The organism is Alteromonas sp. WD8-37, from assembly GCF_055326825.1.
This window is the reverse complement of the sequence record NZ_JBUZOV010000010.1, coordinates 1-16,952: the sequence shown is the minus strand read 5'-3', so window position 1 is coordinate 16,952 and position 16,952 is coordinate 1. Positions and strand designations below refer to the sequence as shown.

The 16,952-nt window shown below is 52.8% G+C and carries 14 protein-coding genes and 2 rRNA genes; 11 read left to right on the top strand and 5 right to left on the bottom strand.

The features are described from left to right. Positions 1 to 39: 39 nt before the first annotated feature. Together ACTUJZ_RS15340 and radC are read right to left on the bottom strand one after the other, a co-directional pair. Positions 40 to 384, bottom strand: coding sequence for a hypothetical protein (locus tag ACTUJZ_RS15340; protein ID WP_463637216.1), 345 nt, complete (start codon positions 382 to 384; stop codon positions 40 to 42). Positions 385 to 549: 165 nt separating this feature from the next. Further along, positions 550 to 1,236 carry a RadC family protein gene (gene radC, locus ACTUJZ_RS15335; RefSeq protein ID WP_463637215.1) on the bottom strand — a complete coding sequence of 229 codons (687 nt, stop codon included), beginning with the start codon at positions 1,234 to 1,236 and terminating at the stop codon, positions 550 to 552. Between the two features lie 156 nt (positions 1,237 to 1,392). Between radC and coaBC the strand changes: the two genes are divergently transcribed. Together coaBC and slmA are read left to right on the top strand one after the other, a co-directional pair. Then, positions 1,393 to 2,604, top strand: a complete 1,212-nt coding sequence (coaBC, locus tag ACTUJZ_RS15330; RefSeq protein WP_463637214.1) for a bifunctional phosphopantothenoylcysteine decarboxylase/phosphopantothenate--cysteine ligase CoaBC — start codon at positions 1,393 to 1,395, stop codon at positions 2,602 to 2,604. A gap of 100 nt (positions 2,605 to 2,704) precedes the next feature. Next, positions 2,705 to 3,292 carry a nucleoid occlusion factor SlmA gene (gene slmA, locus ACTUJZ_RS15325; protein ID WP_463637213.1) on the top strand — a complete coding sequence of 196 codons (588 nt, stop codon included), beginning with the start codon at positions 2,705 to 2,707 and terminating at the stop codon, positions 3,290 to 3,292. Positions 3,293 to 3,371: 79 nt separating this feature from the next. Here slmA and ACTUJZ_RS15320 read toward each other — a convergent pair whose 3' ends face one another. Continuing rightward, positions 3,372 to 5,027, bottom strand: a complete 1,656-nt coding sequence (locus tag ACTUJZ_RS15320; protein WP_463637212.1) for a M28 family metallopeptidase — start codon at positions 5,025 to 5,027, stop codon at positions 3,372 to 3,374. Between the two features lie 198 nt (positions 5,028 to 5,225). On the opposite strand from ACTUJZ_RS15320, the gene ACTUJZ_RS15315 reads away from it, so the two are divergent. The 9 genes from ACTUJZ_RS15315 to ACTUJZ_RS15275 all read left to right on the top strand — a co-directional run bounded on the left by ACTUJZ_RS15315 (position 5,226) and on the right by ACTUJZ_RS15275 (position 15,585). Next, positions 5,226 to 5,552, top strand: coding sequence for a DUF1820 family protein (locus ACTUJZ_RS15315; RefSeq protein ID WP_463637211.1), 327 nt, complete (start codon positions 5,226 to 5,228; stop codon positions 5,550 to 5,552). Between the two features lie 40 nt (positions 5,553 to 5,592). Beyond that, the gene (locus ACTUJZ_RS15310; protein WP_463637210.1) at positions 5,593 to 7,338 is read left to right on the top strand and encodes a DUF885 domain-containing protein; all 1,746 of its coding nucleotides are present in this window, start codon (positions 5,593 to 5,595) and stop codon (positions 7,336 to 7,338) included. Between the two features lie 2 nt (positions 7,339 to 7,340). Continuing rightward, positions 7,341 to 7,841, top strand: a complete 501-nt coding sequence (locus ACTUJZ_RS15305) for a hypothetical protein (protein WP_463637209.1) — start codon at positions 7,341 to 7,343, stop codon at positions 7,839 to 7,841. A 147-nt stretch (positions 7,842 to 7,988) separates the two neighbouring features. Further along, on the top strand, positions 7,989 to 8,669 hold the full coding sequence (gene imuA / locus ACTUJZ_RS15300; RefSeq protein WP_463637208.1) for a translesion DNA synthesis-associated protein ImuA: 681 nt from the start codon (positions 7,989 to 7,991) through the stop codon (positions 8,667 to 8,669). A 7-nt stretch (positions 8,670 to 8,676) separates the two neighbouring features. Continuing rightward, positions 8,677 to 10,074 (top strand): Y-family DNA polymerase, encoded by a 1,398-nt coding sequence (locus ACTUJZ_RS15295; protein WP_463637207.1) that lies wholly within the window; start codon positions 8,677 to 8,679, stop codon positions 10,072 to 10,074. Next, positions 10,074 to 13,148: an error-prone DNA polymerase gene (locus ACTUJZ_RS15290; protein WP_463637206.1), complete on the top strand. Its 3,075-nt coding sequence runs from the start codon at positions 10,074 to 10,076 to the stop codon at positions 13,146 to 13,148. Before ACTUJZ_RS15295 ends, ACTUJZ_RS15290 begins: the two co-directional genes overlap by 1 nt. Before the next feature lie 64 nt (positions 13,149 to 13,212). Then, positions 13,213 to 13,959 carry a hypothetical protein gene (locus tag ACTUJZ_RS15285; RefSeq protein WP_463637205.1) on the top strand — a complete coding sequence of 249 codons (747 nt, stop codon included), beginning with the start codon at positions 13,213 to 13,215 and terminating at the stop codon, positions 13,957 to 13,959. 218 nt (positions 13,960 to 14,177) lie between these two features. After that, positions 14,178 to 14,681, top strand: a complete 504-nt coding sequence (locus ACTUJZ_RS15280) for an acyloxyacyl hydrolase (RefSeq protein WP_463637204.1) — start codon at positions 14,178 to 14,180, stop codon at positions 14,679 to 14,681. Positions 14,682 to 14,865: 184 nt separating this feature from the next. Continuing rightward, positions 14,866 to 15,585: an EF-hand domain-containing protein gene (locus ACTUJZ_RS15275; protein ID WP_463637203.1), complete on the top strand. Its 720-nt coding sequence runs from the start codon at positions 14,866 to 14,868 to the stop codon at positions 15,583 to 15,585. A gap of 912 nt (positions 15,586 to 16,497) precedes the next feature. Here ACTUJZ_RS15275 and rrf read toward each other — a convergent pair. Beyond that, a 5S ribosomal RNA gene (gene rrf, locus ACTUJZ_RS15270) occupies positions 16,498 to 16,613 on the bottom strand. Between the two features lie 235 nt (positions 16,614 to 16,848). Continuing rightward, positions 16,849 to 16,952, bottom strand: a 23S ribosomal RNA gene (locus ACTUJZ_RS15265); the annotation flags it as partial.

Sequence of the window (16,952 nt, the reverse complement as noted above, 5' to 3'; positions counted from 1 at the left end):
AGCCGCACCAAAGATGCGGCTTTAAAAAAACTTTCCGGCTTACTGAGCAGGATAAGTAAAAGTAACAGATGTCATGGTAGTCATGGTGCCAGTACCAGTAACAGTGTTAGTCGTACCTACACAAAAACCGTCTGCATTCAGCTCGTCGTCGCCGTTACAGCCTGGAGTTGGAGTTGGAGTAACTTCAACAACGTCAGCAGAGCCGCGGTTGTTAGCAATAACCGCACCTGCGATGCCGACTGCAACAACACCGGTGGCGATTTGCGCAGCGGTCATGTTACCTAAAGCAGAATCACCTGATGTGTTTCCGCCAGCCTGGTCCTGAGCTGTAGCAGAAAAAGCTAAGCTAGCACCCATTACTAATGAAACTAATGACTTTTTCATAATGGTCCTTACAAATATCCATTGACTCTCAATGCTAAAGCATTTGGTCATCACTGACCACACTTTATACAAAGATTCGTCACATTTTATCAAAAATCCGTCCCCAGCAACTATAAAAAAGCCGGTCAGAATTTGACGCAGTGTGAGTATAGCCGCGCTTGCAAGTCACATCAATCCTCGCTGTGATAATGACACCACATAGCCGGCCCCCACAATAAAATGATCCAACACGCTGATATCCACCAGCGCCATGGCCGCCACCACTTCTTTGGTCAGCGCCACATCGGCCTGACTGGGCTCGGCCACCCCTGACGGATGGTTATGCACCAGGATCACCGCCGCAGCATTGTCTTTGAGTGCCTGCTTGACCAGCTCCCGCGGATACACCGCCGCGCTGTTGATGGTGCCGCTAAACATCGGGCGATAGACAATTAGCTGATGCTGACTATCAAGCAACAATAAGGCAAACACCTCCTGCTCCAGACCCAGCATCTTGATTTGCAAAAAGCGGCTGACTTCGGCCACATCATTAAGCACCACCCGCTCTGCCAGCGGTTTTTCACAGGCTCGACAAATAATCTCGCGCGCAGCCTGCAACTGGCAGTAACGAACCTGGCCTAACCCAGGCACAGCACAAAATTCGCTGGCTGGCGCGGTCAATACTCCAGCCAGCGTACCAAAATGAGTGAGCAAGTTCTGGGCCAGTTGTAGTACCGGTCGTCCAGGCAGCCCGGAGCCCAGAAAGACCGCCAGCAACTCGCGGTCTGACAGCTGCCCCGCCCCGGTTTTGAGCAATTTTTCACGCGGCTGCTCCTGGACGGTAAGCGCCTGAGTGTGGCAATTTAGCATCATGGTTAAGTAATTTTTTTAGGTCGGGTGATGGCCTAGTTATACCGGCCCGCCCCGGTGCAAAAAACTGATCTTATTGCCCGTTTAGCATCGCCTTGCTACCGATAGCGCCACGAGCGTGGTAATCTTGGCCACAGATTCAGCGATTTATGAACCAGTATGCAGCTTTCCGGAAAACATATTTTACTCGGGATCAGTGGGGGTATCGCCGCCTACAAAGCCCCGGATATCGTCCGTAAACTGACCGCCGCCGGTGCCACCGTGCGCGTGGTCATGACCGATTCAGCCCAGTCGTTTGTCAGCAGCATGGCGCTGCAGGCCGTGTCCGGCCACCCGGTGCATGACACCCTGCTGGACCCGGCCGCCGAGGCCGCCATGGGCCACATTGAACTGGCCAAATGGGCCGATATTTTGCTAATTGCACCGGCCACCGCCAATGTGATGGCCAAGCTGGCCGCCGGCCTGGCCGACGATCTGCTCTCGACCCTGATGCTGGCCACCACTGCCGATATTTTTATGGCTCCGGCCATGAATCAGCAAATGTGGGCCGCACCGGCCACCCGTCGCAATCTGGCCACGCTGATCGACATGGGGATCCATATGATTGGCCCGGCCAGTGGCGAACAAGCCTGTGGTGATCTGGGTTATGGCCGGATGGTGGAGCCGCTGGAGATAGTGGCGGCGCTGGATACCCATTACAACGCACGTCGCAGCCAGCTGGTGGGCAAAACGGTGGTGATCACTGCAGGGCCCACCCGGGAAGCGCTGGATCCGGTGCGCTATATCAGTAATCACAGCTCCGGTAAGATGGGCTATGCGGTGGCCAGCGCCGCAGCGCGCGCAGGGGCGCAGGTCATTCTGGTCAGCGGGCCCACCGCCCTTAGCACCCCGCCCGGTGTCCAGCGTATCGATGTGGAGAGTGCCCAACAGATGCACGCGGCGGTCATGACGCAGATGACCGGCTGCGATATTTTTATCGCCACCTCCGCAGTGGCCGATTACCGGGCCGCCGAGGTGGCGCCAAACAAGATCAAGAAAAAGCAAGATGAGTTAACACTTACTTTTGTTAAAAACCCTGATATTCTTAAAGACGTCGCCGCGCTGGCACACCCTCCCTTTACTGTCGGCTTTGCCGCAGAAAGTGATCAGGTTGCCCAATATGCTAAAGCCAAACTGACTAATAAAAAACTGGATATGATCGCGGCCAATGATATCACCACCAGCGGACTGGGCTTTAATAGTGACCACAACGCGCTGCAGGTGATTTGGCACGACGGCGACACAGCACTGGGCCCGGCACCAAAAACTGAGTTGGCTGGCCAGCTGCTTACCCTGATTGAACAACACTATATAAAAAAAGCGTCAACTTGAGCGCGCAGCCGCCGATAGATAAGACGCGAAAAACACCTGGCACACAGCCATTTTGACAAGGAACGGGCAGCTTGCCCAAAGCTGAGGAAACACACGCGTTATGCCTGCAGTAAAAAAGACCAATCGTCGTGCGCAAATTCTTCAAGCGCTGGCGGGAATGCTCGAAAGCAATCCTGGCCAGCGTATTACCACCGCCAAACTGGCCGAAAAAGTAGGCGTTTCAGAAGCCGCTCTGTACCGCCACTTTCCCAGCAAAGCGCGGATGTTTGAAGGGCTCATTGAATTTATTGAAGACACCCTGTTTTCGCGCATTAATAAAATACTCAATGAAGAAAAAGACTCGCTGGCCCGCTGCCAGTTAATTTTACATTTGCTGCTGGGCTTTGCCGAAAAAAACCCGGGCATCAGCCGTATTTTAAACGGCGATGCCCTGCAGGGCGAACAGGATCGCTTACGCGCTCGAATCGCCAAGCTGTTCGAGCGGCTGGAAACTCAGTTTAAGCAGGTACTGCGTGAACGCAAGTTACGCGAAGGCCGTGACCTGGGTGCCGATGAAGCCATTCTGGCCAATCTGTTTGTGTGCTATGTGGACGGGCGTATTAACATGTTTATCCGTAGCGGCTTTACCCGCAAGCCCACCGAGCAGTTTTCTGATCACTGGAGCTGCTACCGCCAGGCGTTTTTATAAACTATTTGGCATCAGATACAAAAAACCGGTCACTTTACAGTGACCGGTTTTTTTATGGGTTACCAGACGCTAGGCCTGATTAGTTACGTTGCTGGCCAAAGGTGTTACCAAAAAAGTCACCCTCATTCCATTGTGAGGCTTTTTCCTGGGTGGCCAGGGTGTAGCCGATTTGTGCATTGACTTCGGCAAAGGTGCGCGCGGCATCCCAGTTAAAGTCCTGATTAATATCATCGCTGGGCTTGTGGTAATGGGTTGATAAAAACTGGCCAAAGATCTTGCTGCCATCCACATTCGGATCTTTGGATTTTAAGCCAGGCACCAAAAACACTGACGGTACGCCCTGTTTTACAAAGGCATAGTGATCAGAGCGGGTAAACAGGGCTTGCTCTGGCCACGGATCCGGGCTCAGCTCGATGCCGGCATTGTTAGCTGCCTCGGTCACCGACGCTTTCATGTCGCTGTGGCTGGCACCAAAGGCGATCACATCGGCAAATTCGTAGGTCAGAATAGGCATATCCAAATTCACATTGGCTACCATCTTATTCACCGGCACAGTGGGATTATTGGCAAAATAATCGGCGCCTAACAGGCCTTTTTCTTCGCCGGTCACTGACACAAACAAGATAGAGCGCTTAGGCTTGGTTTCCCGCTGGCTGAACAGACGCGCGGTTTCCAGCATGATGGCGGTACCGGAGGCATTGTCCATGGCGCCATTGTTGATGTTGTCTTTTTTGACCGTTTTGGCAAAGCCGATGTGATCAGAGTGGGCTGAAAATACCACATATTCGTCTTTCAGCTCAGGGTCCGAGCCTTCTACCGCTGCGACCACATTGGGGCTGGTGATTTTGTCGTGCTTGCTTTGCTTGCTCAGGCTCAAGGTACCTGGCAACGCAAATCCGGCCGGTGTTTTATCCTGTTCCAGCTGCGCATAAATCTCATCCAGCGTCATCGGCGCCTTGGCAAACAGCTCAGTGGCTGCGGCTTTGCTTAAAAAGGCTGAGCCTTTTAGTTGCTCAAAGGTATTGGCCGGCTGATTGTTACTGTTTAACCAGGCCATGCTCGGCGTGTGAATATAGCTCAGGCGGCTTTGGTAAGGGCGCACTTTTTCGGCGGTCGGGGTGGTGATGGAAATCATACCAATGGCACCGCGGTCTACCGCATACTGGGCTTTTTGCTTGCCAGAGGCCAAGTGCGCGCCCATTTCGCTGGGAAAAGACGCCGGCTTGCCGGATAGAATGACGACTATTTTGCCGTCCACATCCAGACCATCATAGTCATTGTGCTCCAGCTCATCGGCCACAATGCCGTAACCGGCAAACACCATTTCGCCACTCAGGCTGGTGTCGGTATTCAGCAGGTCCGGGCCGGTTAGATACTCTTTCGGGTAGCTAAAGGCACGCTCACCACTGTCGGTGGTTAAGGTCAGCTTGGGCGACTCCTGCACCAGGGTGGCTTTACGAAAAGGCACCGACTGCATATAGCCATCGGTGCCCATGGGCGTCAGGCCATATTTGGCAAATTCGGTGGCGATGTACAGGGATGCGATATCATGGCCGCGCGAGCCGGTATCCCGGCCTTCAAGCAAGTCATCGGCTAAAAAAAACAAATGCGATTTAATGCGGTTAGTGTCGGGCGCAAACGCCATGTCCTGGGCGGACTGCGCCGGTGTGCCGTGGCCATAGGCCACTGCGCTCAATGCAGACACCATGGCACCTAATAGTAATTTTTTTATCATAATCGTCAGGTTATTAGCGTGAAAGAAAGGTTATGGTATACCAGCCACAGCAAATGACCAGCCTTGCAATCGGATATAAGCCCAAGGCTATGTTTACAGCGGCGGATGATGTGCTGCTGTGTACGTGCAGCAGAGTATTGTGATCAGCCGTGGAAGGGGTAAAATCGGCTTATTGAAGGATTGATACGATGTAATGCTATGACCCACAGTCAGCCTGTATACCGGGTGCAGTTTGTCAGCAATGGCCAGCGCTATGAATTGTATGTGCGCCAGGTTAGCCAGGGCGCCTTGTTTGGCTTTATCGAGATTGGCGATTTTGTGTGGGACACCCACAGCAGTGTGGTGGTGGATCCAAGCCATGAAAAGCTAAAATCAGAATTTGCTGATGTCACATCAACTTACGTTCCGATGCACAATGTGTTACGAATAGATGTGGTCAAAAAACAAGGCAGTGCCAAGATCAGCACATTGTCTGACAAAATTACCGCCTTTCCCGGCCCCATTTACACCCCGAAAAAAGACTGAATGATGCCTGCCCGACGGGCCCAATACAGCGGATGTCCCTATGAAATTACCGATTGCGTTTATCTCTTTATGCCGCCCTACGCGTGTGGCCGGCTGGTTATTGCTGGCTGTACTGCCGACCTCGGCGATGGCCAGCCCGGCCGGCGAGCAGCTGACTCAGCTGACCGACACCATCTGGCAGTATGAATCCCAGGTGCGGGATACGGTACCGGCCGATATTTCCCCAGCCGCATTGAAAGCCCACCACCAGCAATACCAGACCTATCTGGACAAGCTCGCTGCCATCGATGCGCAGGCCCTGACCGACAATGAGCGGATCACCCTGCTGATGCAGCAATACCGGTTAAACAATTATGTGGATGAATACCGCTTTGGCGCCTATAAGGTGCCCATCACTTCAGAATACGGCTTTCACAGTGCGCTGGCATCGCTGCCCAACAACATCAGTTTTCGTCAGCAAGATGATTACACCACGTATCTTGAGCAGCTAGCCGCCATCCCGGCGTATATCGACCAGCAGATTGCCTATATGCAACAAGGGCTGGCCGAAGATTACACCCAGCCGCAGCAGGTCCTGGCCGGGTATGAAGACAGCATTTCGCCCTTTTTAGTCGATGATGCCGCCGACAGTGTGTTTTATGCGCCGTTGTTAACCATACCTGAACATATCGAAGAGCACGACCGGCTACAGCAGCAGGCCCAAAAGCTTATCAGCAACCAGGTGGTGCCGGCGTTTCAGCGCTTTTATGATTTTATGGTCGACGAGTATATTCCGGGTTCGCGGGACGACATTGCAGCCAACTCCTGGCCCCAGGGCGAGCAGTATTATCAAAACCGCATCGCCCACTACACCACCACCGATATGACCGCGCGCCAAATTCATGAGTTGGGTTTGCGTGAGGTCAAACGCATTCGCCAGAATATGCAGCAGATTGTGGATGAGGTGGGCTTTGAGGGCAACATCGATGACTTTATTGCCTTTTTACGCAGTGACCCGCAATTTTATGCGGACAGTGCCGATGCGCTGATCAAGCAAGCGTCTTATCTGGCTAAACAAGCCGATGCTCAGCTGCCGCGCTTTTTTGAAACCCTGCCGCGTAAGCCGTACGGGGTCGCGCCGGTGCCCGACGATATCGCACCTAAATACACCACTGGCCGCTATATTCATCCATCTAAAGAGACCGAGCCGGGCTATTACTGGGTAAATACCTATGCATTGGATAAGCGCCCCCTGTATGCCCTGCCGGCACTGACTCTGCACGAAGCCGTACCGGGTCACCATTTGCAAATTTCGTTAGCCGATGAGATGGACAATGTGCCGCCGGTACGCCAGGAAACCTATATTTCGGCTTTTGGTGAAGGCTGGGGCCTGTACGCTGAATTTTTGGGCATTGAAATGGGCATGTATAACTCGCCCTATGATCACTTTGGCCGCTTAAGTTACGAGATGTGGCGGGCCTGTCGCCTGGTGGTGGATACCGGCATGCACATGTTTGGCTGGAGCCGCCAGCAGGCCATTGATTATATGATGAAAAACACCGCTTTGTCGGAGCACAATATTACCACCGAGGTAGACCGTTATATTTCATGGCCGGCCCAGGCGCTGTCTTACAAAATTGGTGAGATCAAAATCAAAGCCCTGCGTGAAAAAGCCGAAGCGGCACTGGGCGCGGACTTTGATGTGCGCGAATTTCACAGCGCTGTGCTGGAGCATGGCTCGGTGCCGCTGTTTATTCTTGAAAAAAACATCAATCAATACATCGAGCAACACCAGGCAGGGCAATAATCATGGTGGCATTTGGAGTAATCGGTTTTTTGGTGCTGGTGCTGATTTTTTTTGTGATCAGAGCACAAAACCTGCAGCGCGAAGTGGCGCTCTCGCGGCAGACCGCCAAAACCAATGCCCGCCGGGTGGGCGAAGCCTATACCAGCCTGGTGCATGTGTGTGATGAGCTGCAACGCATCTACACCAGCCGGCTGGAAAGCGCGTACGCTAAACGCTTGATCAATGCGGCCGATTACCCGGCACTGCGGTTTGTGGTGGGTAACTTTGCCACGGTGATCACCGATTGTTTTGAAAAAGGCTACAAGGTCGAAGAAGCCTTGACCCGGGCATTAAAAAAACACCCGGATGTCAGCCTGGAGCAGATCCGTGAGGTCATGAAAAAGCAGCCCAGCCAGGTGCGCCTGGCCTGGGTGCAAAACACCCCAGACGGCTACCTGCAAACCTGTGCACATCTGTCCCAGCCGGCGCTGACCACAGAGACCGGTGCCGAACAACCGGCATAATTTGCCGCTGCCCCTAACTCATTGACGGTAAAATTAAAAAACGCTGGTGCCACAGGCCCGGCGTTTTTTTTCGCTGTTCAATTAATCTGAGCAGCTTGCGCTGGCTTATAAATCACCTATAATACTGTACATATATACAGGTGATTTATGACTTCGATAACCCAACTTCAACAGCATCGTCAGATTTGGCGCGCCAGTGATCCGCAGGCCGCTTCCCAGGCCCGACTGGCCAGTGGTTTTGCCAACCTGGATACTCTGTTGGGCGGCGGTTTTCCTCAGGCCGGGCTGGTCCGGATACGCTCATTGCCCGGGGTCGGTGAGCTGACCCTGTTACAACAGCTGATGCGGCACAATCCGCAACAAAAATTGCTGATGTTTATCAATGCGCCAGGCATGATCACCGAAGCCTGGTTACAGCAGCTGGAGCTGGACCCCCACAAAATAATATGCACCCGCCCCGCCACTTCAGATGATGCCTTGTGGGCCGCCGAGCAATGTGTAAAAAGTGAAGCCTGTTACCTGGTGATACTTTGGCACAATCAGGTGAACCCAAAGCAGGCCCGCCGCTTACAGGTGGCCGCCAGTCAGCATCATGTATTATGTGTCTTGTACGAAGCCAGCCAGGCAGCCCGGGTGGCCTTGCCCGTAGCGCTGGATTTGTCTTTATATTCGGCCCGCCATGGGTTGCAGGTGGAAATCGCCAAACAGGTGGGAGGCTGGCCCGGCCAGCACACCGAAGTGGCCTTACCCTACACACCGCACAATACGACCATCACCCGGCTGATGCAGGGCGCTGCGCCAGCGCCATCCGATGCCGTTGCAGGCTGAATGACCGATGCAGTTGTGGGCTTATTTTAATTGCTATCAGCTGACGCTGGACCATGTGCAACGGTTTGGGCAAACCCGTGCGCAAGGGGCGTTGGTGATTTATCAGGCCAGCCAGAACCGGTTACTGCAGGTAAGTCCGGCGGCAGCGCGCGAAGGCGTTCAGCCCGGTATGGGCATGGCGCAGGCAGCTGCTTTATGCCCGGCCCTGACCATCATGGATTATTGTGAAGCACGCCAGTTGCGTCATCTGCGCAGCCTGGCCCATCGCCTGTATGCCCTGGCTGCAGACATCGTGCTGCAGCCGCCTGGCGGGCTGGCCATTCGGCTCGACCCGTTGATCCGCTATTACGGCGGGCTGGATGTGGTATGGCAAACTCTGAGCAATGAAATGCAGGCAGCCGGGGTAAGTTTTCATTTTGGCACCGCCTGGGGCGTGGAAGCTGCCCAGGTGCTGGCGGAAAGCGGCGCCGATAGACTGCTGACCGAACCTGCCAGTATCAAACAGGCGCTGGCGCGTTGCCCGCTAAGTGCCACTCACCTGACGGATAAGCAGCAACACGCTTTGCAGCGAGTAGGCGTGCGTTCTCTGGCACAGGTGCTGGCCATGCCGGTCAGTGAACTGGGTCAGCGCTTTGACAACACGTTGATTGAGTACCTGTGTGCCTTGCGGGCCGAAGCTTTTCCCCGGGTACAGTATTTTCATCCTGATGAACATTTTCACAGCGTGGCCGAACCTTCCTATGAAATCAGCCATGCCCAACATCTTGAACCATTACTCAGCAGCCTGACCGACGAATGTTTGATGTTTGCCCGGCTGCGTAATCAGCGCACCAGGACCCTCGCGTTTACCCTGCATTTTCGCGAGCAGCCGCCCCAGCCCATGTTGATACAGGCTGCTTCTGCCCTTTCCCGACTCAGTTTGTGGCAAAGTCTCATCACATTAAAACTAGAGCAACTGGAGCTGGATGCACCTGTGGTTAAAGTCAGCCTGGCGGTCACCGAGCTCGAAGCGGTCGAAGAGCAAACCGACGATTTTTTTGCCCACCGGGTGCATGTGTTTGCGCAAAAGCACCTGCTAAGTCGCCTACAAACCCGGTTGGGTAGCGCTGCCATCGCCTACCCGGCCAGCGGGCAGGATTACCGGCCTGAAAAATTGTTGGTCAGCCACCCCCGGCCAGCAGCTCACAGCCATCCACAGACGCTGCCGGCTGTATGTTTTACCCAGCCGCGTCCGCTTAATGAATCGCCGCATATTGAATATGGCCCGGTGCGCATTCAAACCGGCTGGTGGGATGGTCATCCGGTCAAGCGCGATTACTTTATCGGCCGCACTCAGGATGGGCGACGGCTACAGTTGTTTCGTGACGACCAGCAACAATGGTTTGTACAAGGCTGGTATTGCTGATGGTGGCCGAACTCATTTGTCAGTCTAATTTTAGTTTTTTGACCGGCGCTTCGGATCCCGAGGAGCTGGTCAATACCGCAGCCTTTTTAGGGTATCGCAGCCTGGCCATCACCGATGAGTGCTCGGTGGCCGGAGTGGTTCGTGCCTATGCCGAAATTCGCCGTAATAATCTATCATTGCAGTTGATTGTAGGCAGCCGCTTTAGCCTGGCCGAGTCGTTGGAGCTGGTTCTGTTGTGCCCCACCAAGGCAGCCTATGCAGAATTATGCCGCATTATTACCAATGCCCGCCGCCGCTCCCCAAAGGGCGAGTACCAGCTGGCAGAATGGGACATTAAGTCGCTGCGCCACTGCTATGTGCTGTGGCTGCCTGGGGCCTCCAGCCAAACCAATGATCACTGGGGGCGCTGGCTGACACGTTTTCACAGCACCCGCTGTTATCTGGCGGCCAGCCGGCTGTTGGACGGCACCGATGAAGCCCATCTGCAGGAGGTGGTGAGGCTGCAGCAACAGTATCAGTTGCCGGTGCTGGCCACCTCCCAGGTATTGTTTCATCATGCTGATCGGCTGCCCTTACAGCAGGTGCTGCATGCGATTAACCGTCATACCACGGTAGACCAGCTCGGCTTTGTTAACCTGGCCAATGCAGAGCGGGTGCTGCGCGCCCCGGCCAAGTTACAAAAACTGTTCCCGGCGGCCTGGCTGGACACCGCCACTGAGCTTGCCAGCCGCTGCACCTTTTCACTGCAAGAGCTGCAATATCAGTATCCGGCCGAAATCATCCCGGCTGGCTATACCGCGCAAACCTACCTGCGTGAATGTGTGGAAACCGGCATCACACGACGTTTCGGGCAAAATATCAGTCCGGGCATTCGGGCCACTATCGAAAAAGAAATGGCGCTGATTGCCGAACAACAGTATGAATATTTTTTTCTGACCATTTACGACATTGTGCAGTTTGCCAAGGCCCAGGGCATCTTGTATCAGGGGCGGGGCTCGGCGGCTAATTCGGTAGTGTGCTACTGCCTGGAAATTACTGCGGTGGACCCGCGCCAGATTGATGTGCTGTTTGAACGCTTTATCTCCAAAGAGCGGGATGAGCCGCCCGATATCGATGTGGATTTTGAACATCAGCGGCGCGAAGAAATCATTCAGTATATCTACCAAAAATACGGCCGCGAGCGCACCGCCCTGGCCGCCACGGTGATCAGTTTTCGCTTTCGCAGTGCCTTTCGCGAAGTGGGCAAAGCGCTGGGATTTGCCGAATCGCAACTCGACTTTGCGATTAAAAATATCAACCGGCGCGACCGCACGATTCCCTGGCAAACCCAGTTAGCCGAATTGGGCTTTCATCCTGAGTCAGCTAAAGTGCGCCAGCTGATTGCACTGGTCAATGAAGTGGTGGGCTTTCCCCGGCATCTGTCACAGCATGTGGGCGGCTTTGTGATCTCTTCCGGCCCACTGTATGAACTGGTCCCGGTGGAAAATGCCTCAATGGCAGAGCGCACGGTTATCCAGTGGGACAAAGACGATCTGGAAACCCTCGGCCTGCTCAAGGTCGATGTGCTGGCGCTGGGCATGTTATCGGCTATCAGGCGTACTTTTGAAACAATTAATGCACACTCGCCGGTGCCGGTCTCCATTCCCTTTATTACCGGCCTGGGCGATGATGCCCAGGTGTATGAGATGATTGGACGGGCCGATACCGTGGGAGTGTTTCAGATTGAGTCGCGGGCGCAAATGAGCATGTTGCCACGCTTAAAGCCCCAAACCTATTATGATCTGGTGGTCCAAATTGCCATTGTCCGCCCCGGCCCCATCCAGGGTGACATGGTGCACCCGTATTTAAAACGCCGTCAGGGCCAGGAACATATCACCTACCCGTCACCGGATGTAGAACGGGTGCTGGGCCGTACCATGGGTGTACCGATTTTTCAGGAGCAGGTGATCCAGCTGGCCATGGTGGCAGCCGGCTTTACCGGTGGTGAGGCAGACCAGTTGCGCCGGGCCATGGCCAGCTGGAAAAAAAATGGCCGCCTGCATGAGTTTCGGCAAAAGCTCATCGACGGCATGCTTGACAAAGGCTATGACGCTAACTTTGCCACGCGCCTGTTTGATCAAATCAAAGGGTTTAGTGGTTATGGTTTTCCGGAGTCGCACAGTGCTTCTTTTGCGGTGCTGGCCTATGTTTCGTGCTGGTTAAAATATTACTTCCCGGTGGAGTTTTACGTAGGCCTGCTCAATAGCTGGCCCATGGGCTTTTACACCCCGGCGCAACTGATTCAGGACGCCCGGCGCCACGAGATTGATGTACTGCCGGTGTGTATTAATCACTCTGACTGGGCTCACCAGGTGATCATAAGCGGGCACCACAAAAAAATTCGCTTAGGCTTGTGCCTGGTCAAGGGGCTCAATGAGGATCATATCCAGGCATTATTAGCCCAGCGCCCGTCCGGTGGCTTTGTTCACACCACTGACATCCGCCAGCTGGATCTGCTGCGGGCCAATGAGCTGGAAGCTCTGGCCAGTGCCGATGCCTTTCATCAGTTGGGGGCAAATCGCTACCAGGCTCGCTGGCAGTTGATGGATAAACACAGCGATCTGCCGTTATTTGCAACTCAGAGTCAGGATAGCCAGTTGGTCTTATTCCCCTCCGACACCGTTAATGTGCTGGAAGATTATGCGGCTACCAGTGTGTCGTTACGCCAGCATCCGGTCGAACTGATTTTGCAGCATAAGAATATCCGTAATCTGACGCTGGCGGCGCAACTGGCCACTGCCGCGAACCAATCGGTGGTTCACCTGTTAGGCTGTGTTACCTGCCGGCAGGCCCCGGGTACCGCTTCGGGGGTGACCTTTTTAACCCTGGAGGATCATACCGGCAATACCAATGTGGTTATCTGGCAGGCAACCGCGCGGGCGCAAAAACAGCCTTATCTGAAAGCCCGGTTGCTCCAGGTGGACGGTATTTTAGAGCGCAGCCCGGAAGGCGTGATTCATGTGATTGCCGGCAAGCTAACCGATCGTACCGATTGGTTAGGCGAGTTGCAGGTGGCCTCGCGCGACTTTCATTAATCCAGTGTAGCTGTTTGCTTAATATTGACTATGCTTAGCAGGAACACTTTTAATTAGGATTGCTATGCGCTTGTCAGCTTTCTTCCTGGCGCTGTTTTTAGCCGTCACGGTTCGCGCCGAAACCTTTATTGTCGGTGCACAGAATATTCAGTACTACCCTCACTATGATTTTCAGTCCTCCATTGATAAAGGGCTGGGCTGGGCAATTCTTGAAGCCTATGCCAAAGAATCGGGTCACACGTTCAGCTACCACGCCATGCCCATTCTTCGGTTACAGCGCGAGCTAGCCAAAGGCAATGTGGATTTTGTTTATCCGGATAACCCCAAATGGTATGTGCCACGTGCTGTCAGCTCGCAAAAGCATTTTTCGGTGCCATTGGTGCAAATTGTCGGGGGCACCATCATCAAGCCCCACAATCGCGGCAAAGGGATCGATTCGATTACACGCCTGGCTGTGCCCAGAGGCTTTTCACCGGTTAACTGGCAGCAACGTATCGACCAAAAACTGACCCGCCTGGTAGAAGTCAAAGATTCGATAACGGCTTTGCAATTGTTGCAGTTAGACCGGGTGGATGCCACTAACCTGGAATTGAATGTGGTACAGCATTTTGCCTCTACCACACCGGAACTGGGCCCGTTCACTCTGGACCCCGCCTTACCGTATACTGTGGTCGGTTTTCGTTTATCGACCATTCGTCACCCGGCACTGGTGGACGACTTTAGCCGGTTTATCACGCAAAACCAAGGGCTTATCACTGCCTTGTATGAGCGTTATCAGATCCACCAACCTGCCGAAATTTTGCAACAATGACATAGTAAATATCTAAACTACACCGTGCAGTGTAATTTTTGCCAATAGTCTGTGCTCTTTTCTCATTGCGCTTCTCAGGCAAATGGGGTATTTTTTTATAAACACTTGAACAGTCGTTCAATTTTCAGATTGGCGATGATCTTGCTCGTACTAGCGCTTTGTTAGTCAGCGAGCCTGTCATGAAATCTTTCTATGCTTTTCTTTTCGCAGCCTTGTGCATGTTGCCCCTTACCGCCCAAGCCAAGCCGCCACACCAAGCAGTGACGCTGGATTACATGCATGGCACCGACAATATTGATGGCCTGCGCTTTGCCTATCGACCTGTAACTCAGCAGTGGAAAACTGATTGGCTGGGCACATTTAATCTGTATTGGGAGGCCAGTGTCAATTTGTGGGAGTACGGTGAGCAGGATACCCATTCGTCGAATTATGCCCTCTCTTTGTCGCCAGTGTTTGTCAATCATCTCACAACCTTTGGCGAACAGTATCCGCTTTACGCAGAATTTGGTGTCGGAGTCAGTGTGGTAAATGACAAAACCTTCGCCGGTAAACATATTGGTTCGCATTTTCAGTTTGAAGATCGCTTAGGTCTGACGCTGAGCCTGAACGAACAGGAAACATCTCAGCTAACACTGCGCTATATGCATTATTCCAATGCCGGGTTGAGTGACAAAAATCCGGGCCTGGATTTTCTCAGCCTGTCTTACGCTTATCACTTCTAAGCCTAGGCAGAATTTTCACAGCGTATAAATATCTGACAGGGATAGTCATTTTTTCTATCGGTACATTTTTGTACAAGCAACTGAATTTACTACCAAAGATCAGACCGGCACACGTTATGAATAAGTAATTGGGTACATTTTCCTCCGTACGCAGTCTTTTGGAGGCAACGATTAAGGAGAAATGATGAAAAAGTTAACACTTGCACTATCTGTTTCAGCACTTATGTCGGCCAGCGCGATGGCCGGTCACCATGAAGATAAGATTGCCCACACCTTTCATTCGCTAGATAAAAACGGTGATGGCATGCTGACACAGCAGGAAGCCGGCGATCATGCAATTGCTGATTATTTTGCTAAGTTAGATGAGAACAGCGATAACATGTTGTCTGAAGATGAGTATGTTACTTATCTGGAAGCCAATCCGGATATGTTTGCCAGCGAAGTAAAAGACAAGGTGCAATACACTGAAGCCAAAGTAGTCGCCGAGCGCGAAGAAGTATTAGACAAATCGCCCAAAGAGCTGAAAACTGACGAAACCCAGGTGGCGTCAATGGATGGCGACTATGACACTGAGCAGCAAGATACTGAATACATGGATGATGGAATGAAGGACAGTATGCAATCTGCTCAGGCACATGGCGAGGATGCCATGCATGATGTGGATACGCTAGGCGATGACGCCGACTTGCGCAATCATGATGAGATGGCCGGCACTGATACACATGTAGATGAAACCGCCGAATTTGCAAAAGCAGACGCCAACAATGATGGCAAGATTTCGGTAGAAGAAGCCAAAATGGCCAACATGTACCTGGTATTCGAAGAGCTTGATGAAAACCAGGATGATATGATCACCCGTGAAGAATATCGCGAGTTTCGTAAGAGCGAACAAGTTGGATATTAATTTCTAACGTTGATTGTTCAGCAAAAACCACTGCCTCGCAGTGGTTTTTTTTGGCATGCTCACAGCCTGTTTGCTTTGTCGCAGTATGTGTTGTTAAAAACCCCGGCTTTTATTATTCGTCGTCCCGGCGCAGGCCGGGACCTATCGGGAGTTGCTAGTATGGCTCGCGACGTCCTCTTGTTATTTCAGATACCATAAGTACTGCAGGAGATCGCGGTTTTCACCGCGATGACGAGGATGTTTGTTATCCCGGCTATCAATAATAGTCGTCCTGGCGCAATCCGGGATCTCCCTGGGGACACTTCCATGGGCAGGCATGCGTGCTTCACCTTTTAAACACCCTAAGTACTGTGGGAGATCGCGGTTTTCACCGCGATGACGAGGATATTTTAAACACCCTAAGTACTGTAGGAGATCGCGGCCTGCGCCGCGATGACCGCCCTAATTTGTGGATGAAACTTAGTAGTAAAAAGCCAGATAAGCTCTCACATGGGGCTGGGCCCACACTGGGCGATGAGCGGTGAGCGTAGCGAGCGAGGGGTGCCAGTGGCACGCTAACAAACTGGTTTGGAAGCAGTTTGAACAGCTTTAGCTGGCCTGCGTAAGCAGGTGAACCACATGGATGTGGTGAATAAAGTGAAGAGCGCGAGGTATGGATGCCGAGCTGGACAATGCACCAGGGATGGGTGAGGCTCCGGTTTGCAACGCAAATTTAAGGTGACTTAACGTCACCTTAAAAGGAACGAACGGGCGTAAAGGACGTACGCCCTGGCACTAACCAACATGGATGTTTCCGAATGCAATGACTCAACGACCCGATGGGTTAGGTGTCCACGGGGAGCCGCACGCCAGTGCGGGTCCTAAAAGCAAAAAACCCCGCTTGCGCGGGGTCTTTTGTTTTTCAAATTAGGAGTCTGGCGGTGTGCTACTCTCACATGGGGAGACCCCACACTACCATCGCCGCTAACGTGTTTCACTTCTGAGTTCGGAATGGGATCAGGTGGTGCCACGTCGCTATGGCCGCCAGACAAAAAAAGGTGTTACCGACAATGTCGATAACTAACAATTTGGGAAAGTCTGATATTCAATCATGTTGAGTAACTTCACTACTCTAATTTATTAGCTTGCTACAACTCAAAGTTTCGAATTACCTGTCTTTAGCGAGTAGCAAAATGCTCAGTCGAGTTTACCTCGACGATAAAGCAGTTTGCACGCCCACTTGCGAAGCAAGTGTTTGTAGGTAAAAAGCTTGCTTTGGGTTGTATGGTTAAGCCTCTCGGGCAATTAGTACAGGTTAGCTTAACGCCTTACAACGCTTCCACACCCTGCCTATCAACGTCGTAGTCTACGACAACCCTTCCAGAAGT

Excerpts from the sequence above, each read along its gene's own strand:
- ACTUJZ_RS15285 (WP_463637205.1), top strand. The coding sequence starts at position 13,213 with ATGCGCTTGTCAGCTTTCTTCCTGGCGCTGTTTTTAGCCGTCACGGTT.
- coaBC (WP_463637214.1), top strand. The coding sequence starts at position 1,393 with ATGCAGCTTTCCGGAAAACATATTTTACTCGGGATCAGTGGGGGTATC.
- ACTUJZ_RS15315 (WP_463637211.1), top strand. The coding sequence starts at position 5,226 with ATGACCCACAGTCAGCCTGTATACCGGGTGCAGTTTGTCAGCAATGGC.
- ACTUJZ_RS15340 (WP_463637216.1), bottom strand. The coding sequence starts at position 384 with ATGAAAAAGTCATTAGTTTCATTAGTAATGGGTGCTAGCTTAGCTTTT.
- ACTUJZ_RS15295 (WP_463637207.1), top strand. The coding sequence starts at position 8,677 with ATGCAGTTGTGGGCTTATTTTAATTGCTATCAGCTGACGCTGGACCAT.
- ACTUJZ_RS15320 (WP_463637212.1), bottom strand. The coding sequence starts at position 5,027 with ATGATAAAAAAATTACTATTAGGTGCCATGGTGTCTGCATTGAGCGCA.
- slmA (WP_463637213.1), top strand. The coding sequence starts at position 2,705 with ATGCCTGCAGTAAAAAAGACCAATCGTCGTGCGCAAATTCTTCAAGCG.
- ACTUJZ_RS15275 (WP_463637203.1), top strand. The coding sequence starts at position 14,866 with ATGAAAAAGTTAACACTTGCACTATCTGTTTCAGCACTTATGTCGGCC.
- ACTUJZ_RS15290 (WP_463637206.1), top strand. The coding sequence starts at position 10,074 with ATGGTGGCCGAACTCATTTGTCAGTCTAATTTTAGTTTTTTGACCGGC.
- imuA (WP_463637208.1), top strand. The coding sequence starts at position 7,989 with ATGACTTCGATAACCCAACTTCAACAGCATCGTCAGATTTGGCGCGCC.
- ACTUJZ_RS15310 (WP_463637210.1), top strand. The coding sequence starts at position 5,593 with ATGAAATTACCGATTGCGTTTATCTCTTTATGCCGCCCTACGCGTGTG.
- ACTUJZ_RS15305 (WP_463637209.1), top strand. The coding sequence starts at position 7,341 with ATGGTGGCATTTGGAGTAATCGGTTTTTTGGTGCTGGTGCTGATTTTT.
- radC (WP_463637215.1), bottom strand. The coding sequence starts at position 1,236 with ATGATGCTAAATTGCCACACTCAGGCGCTTACCGTCCAGGAGCAGCCG.
- ACTUJZ_RS15280 (WP_463637204.1), top strand. The coding sequence starts at position 14,178 with ATGTTGCCCCTTACCGCCCAAGCCAAGCCGCCACACCAAGCAGTGACG.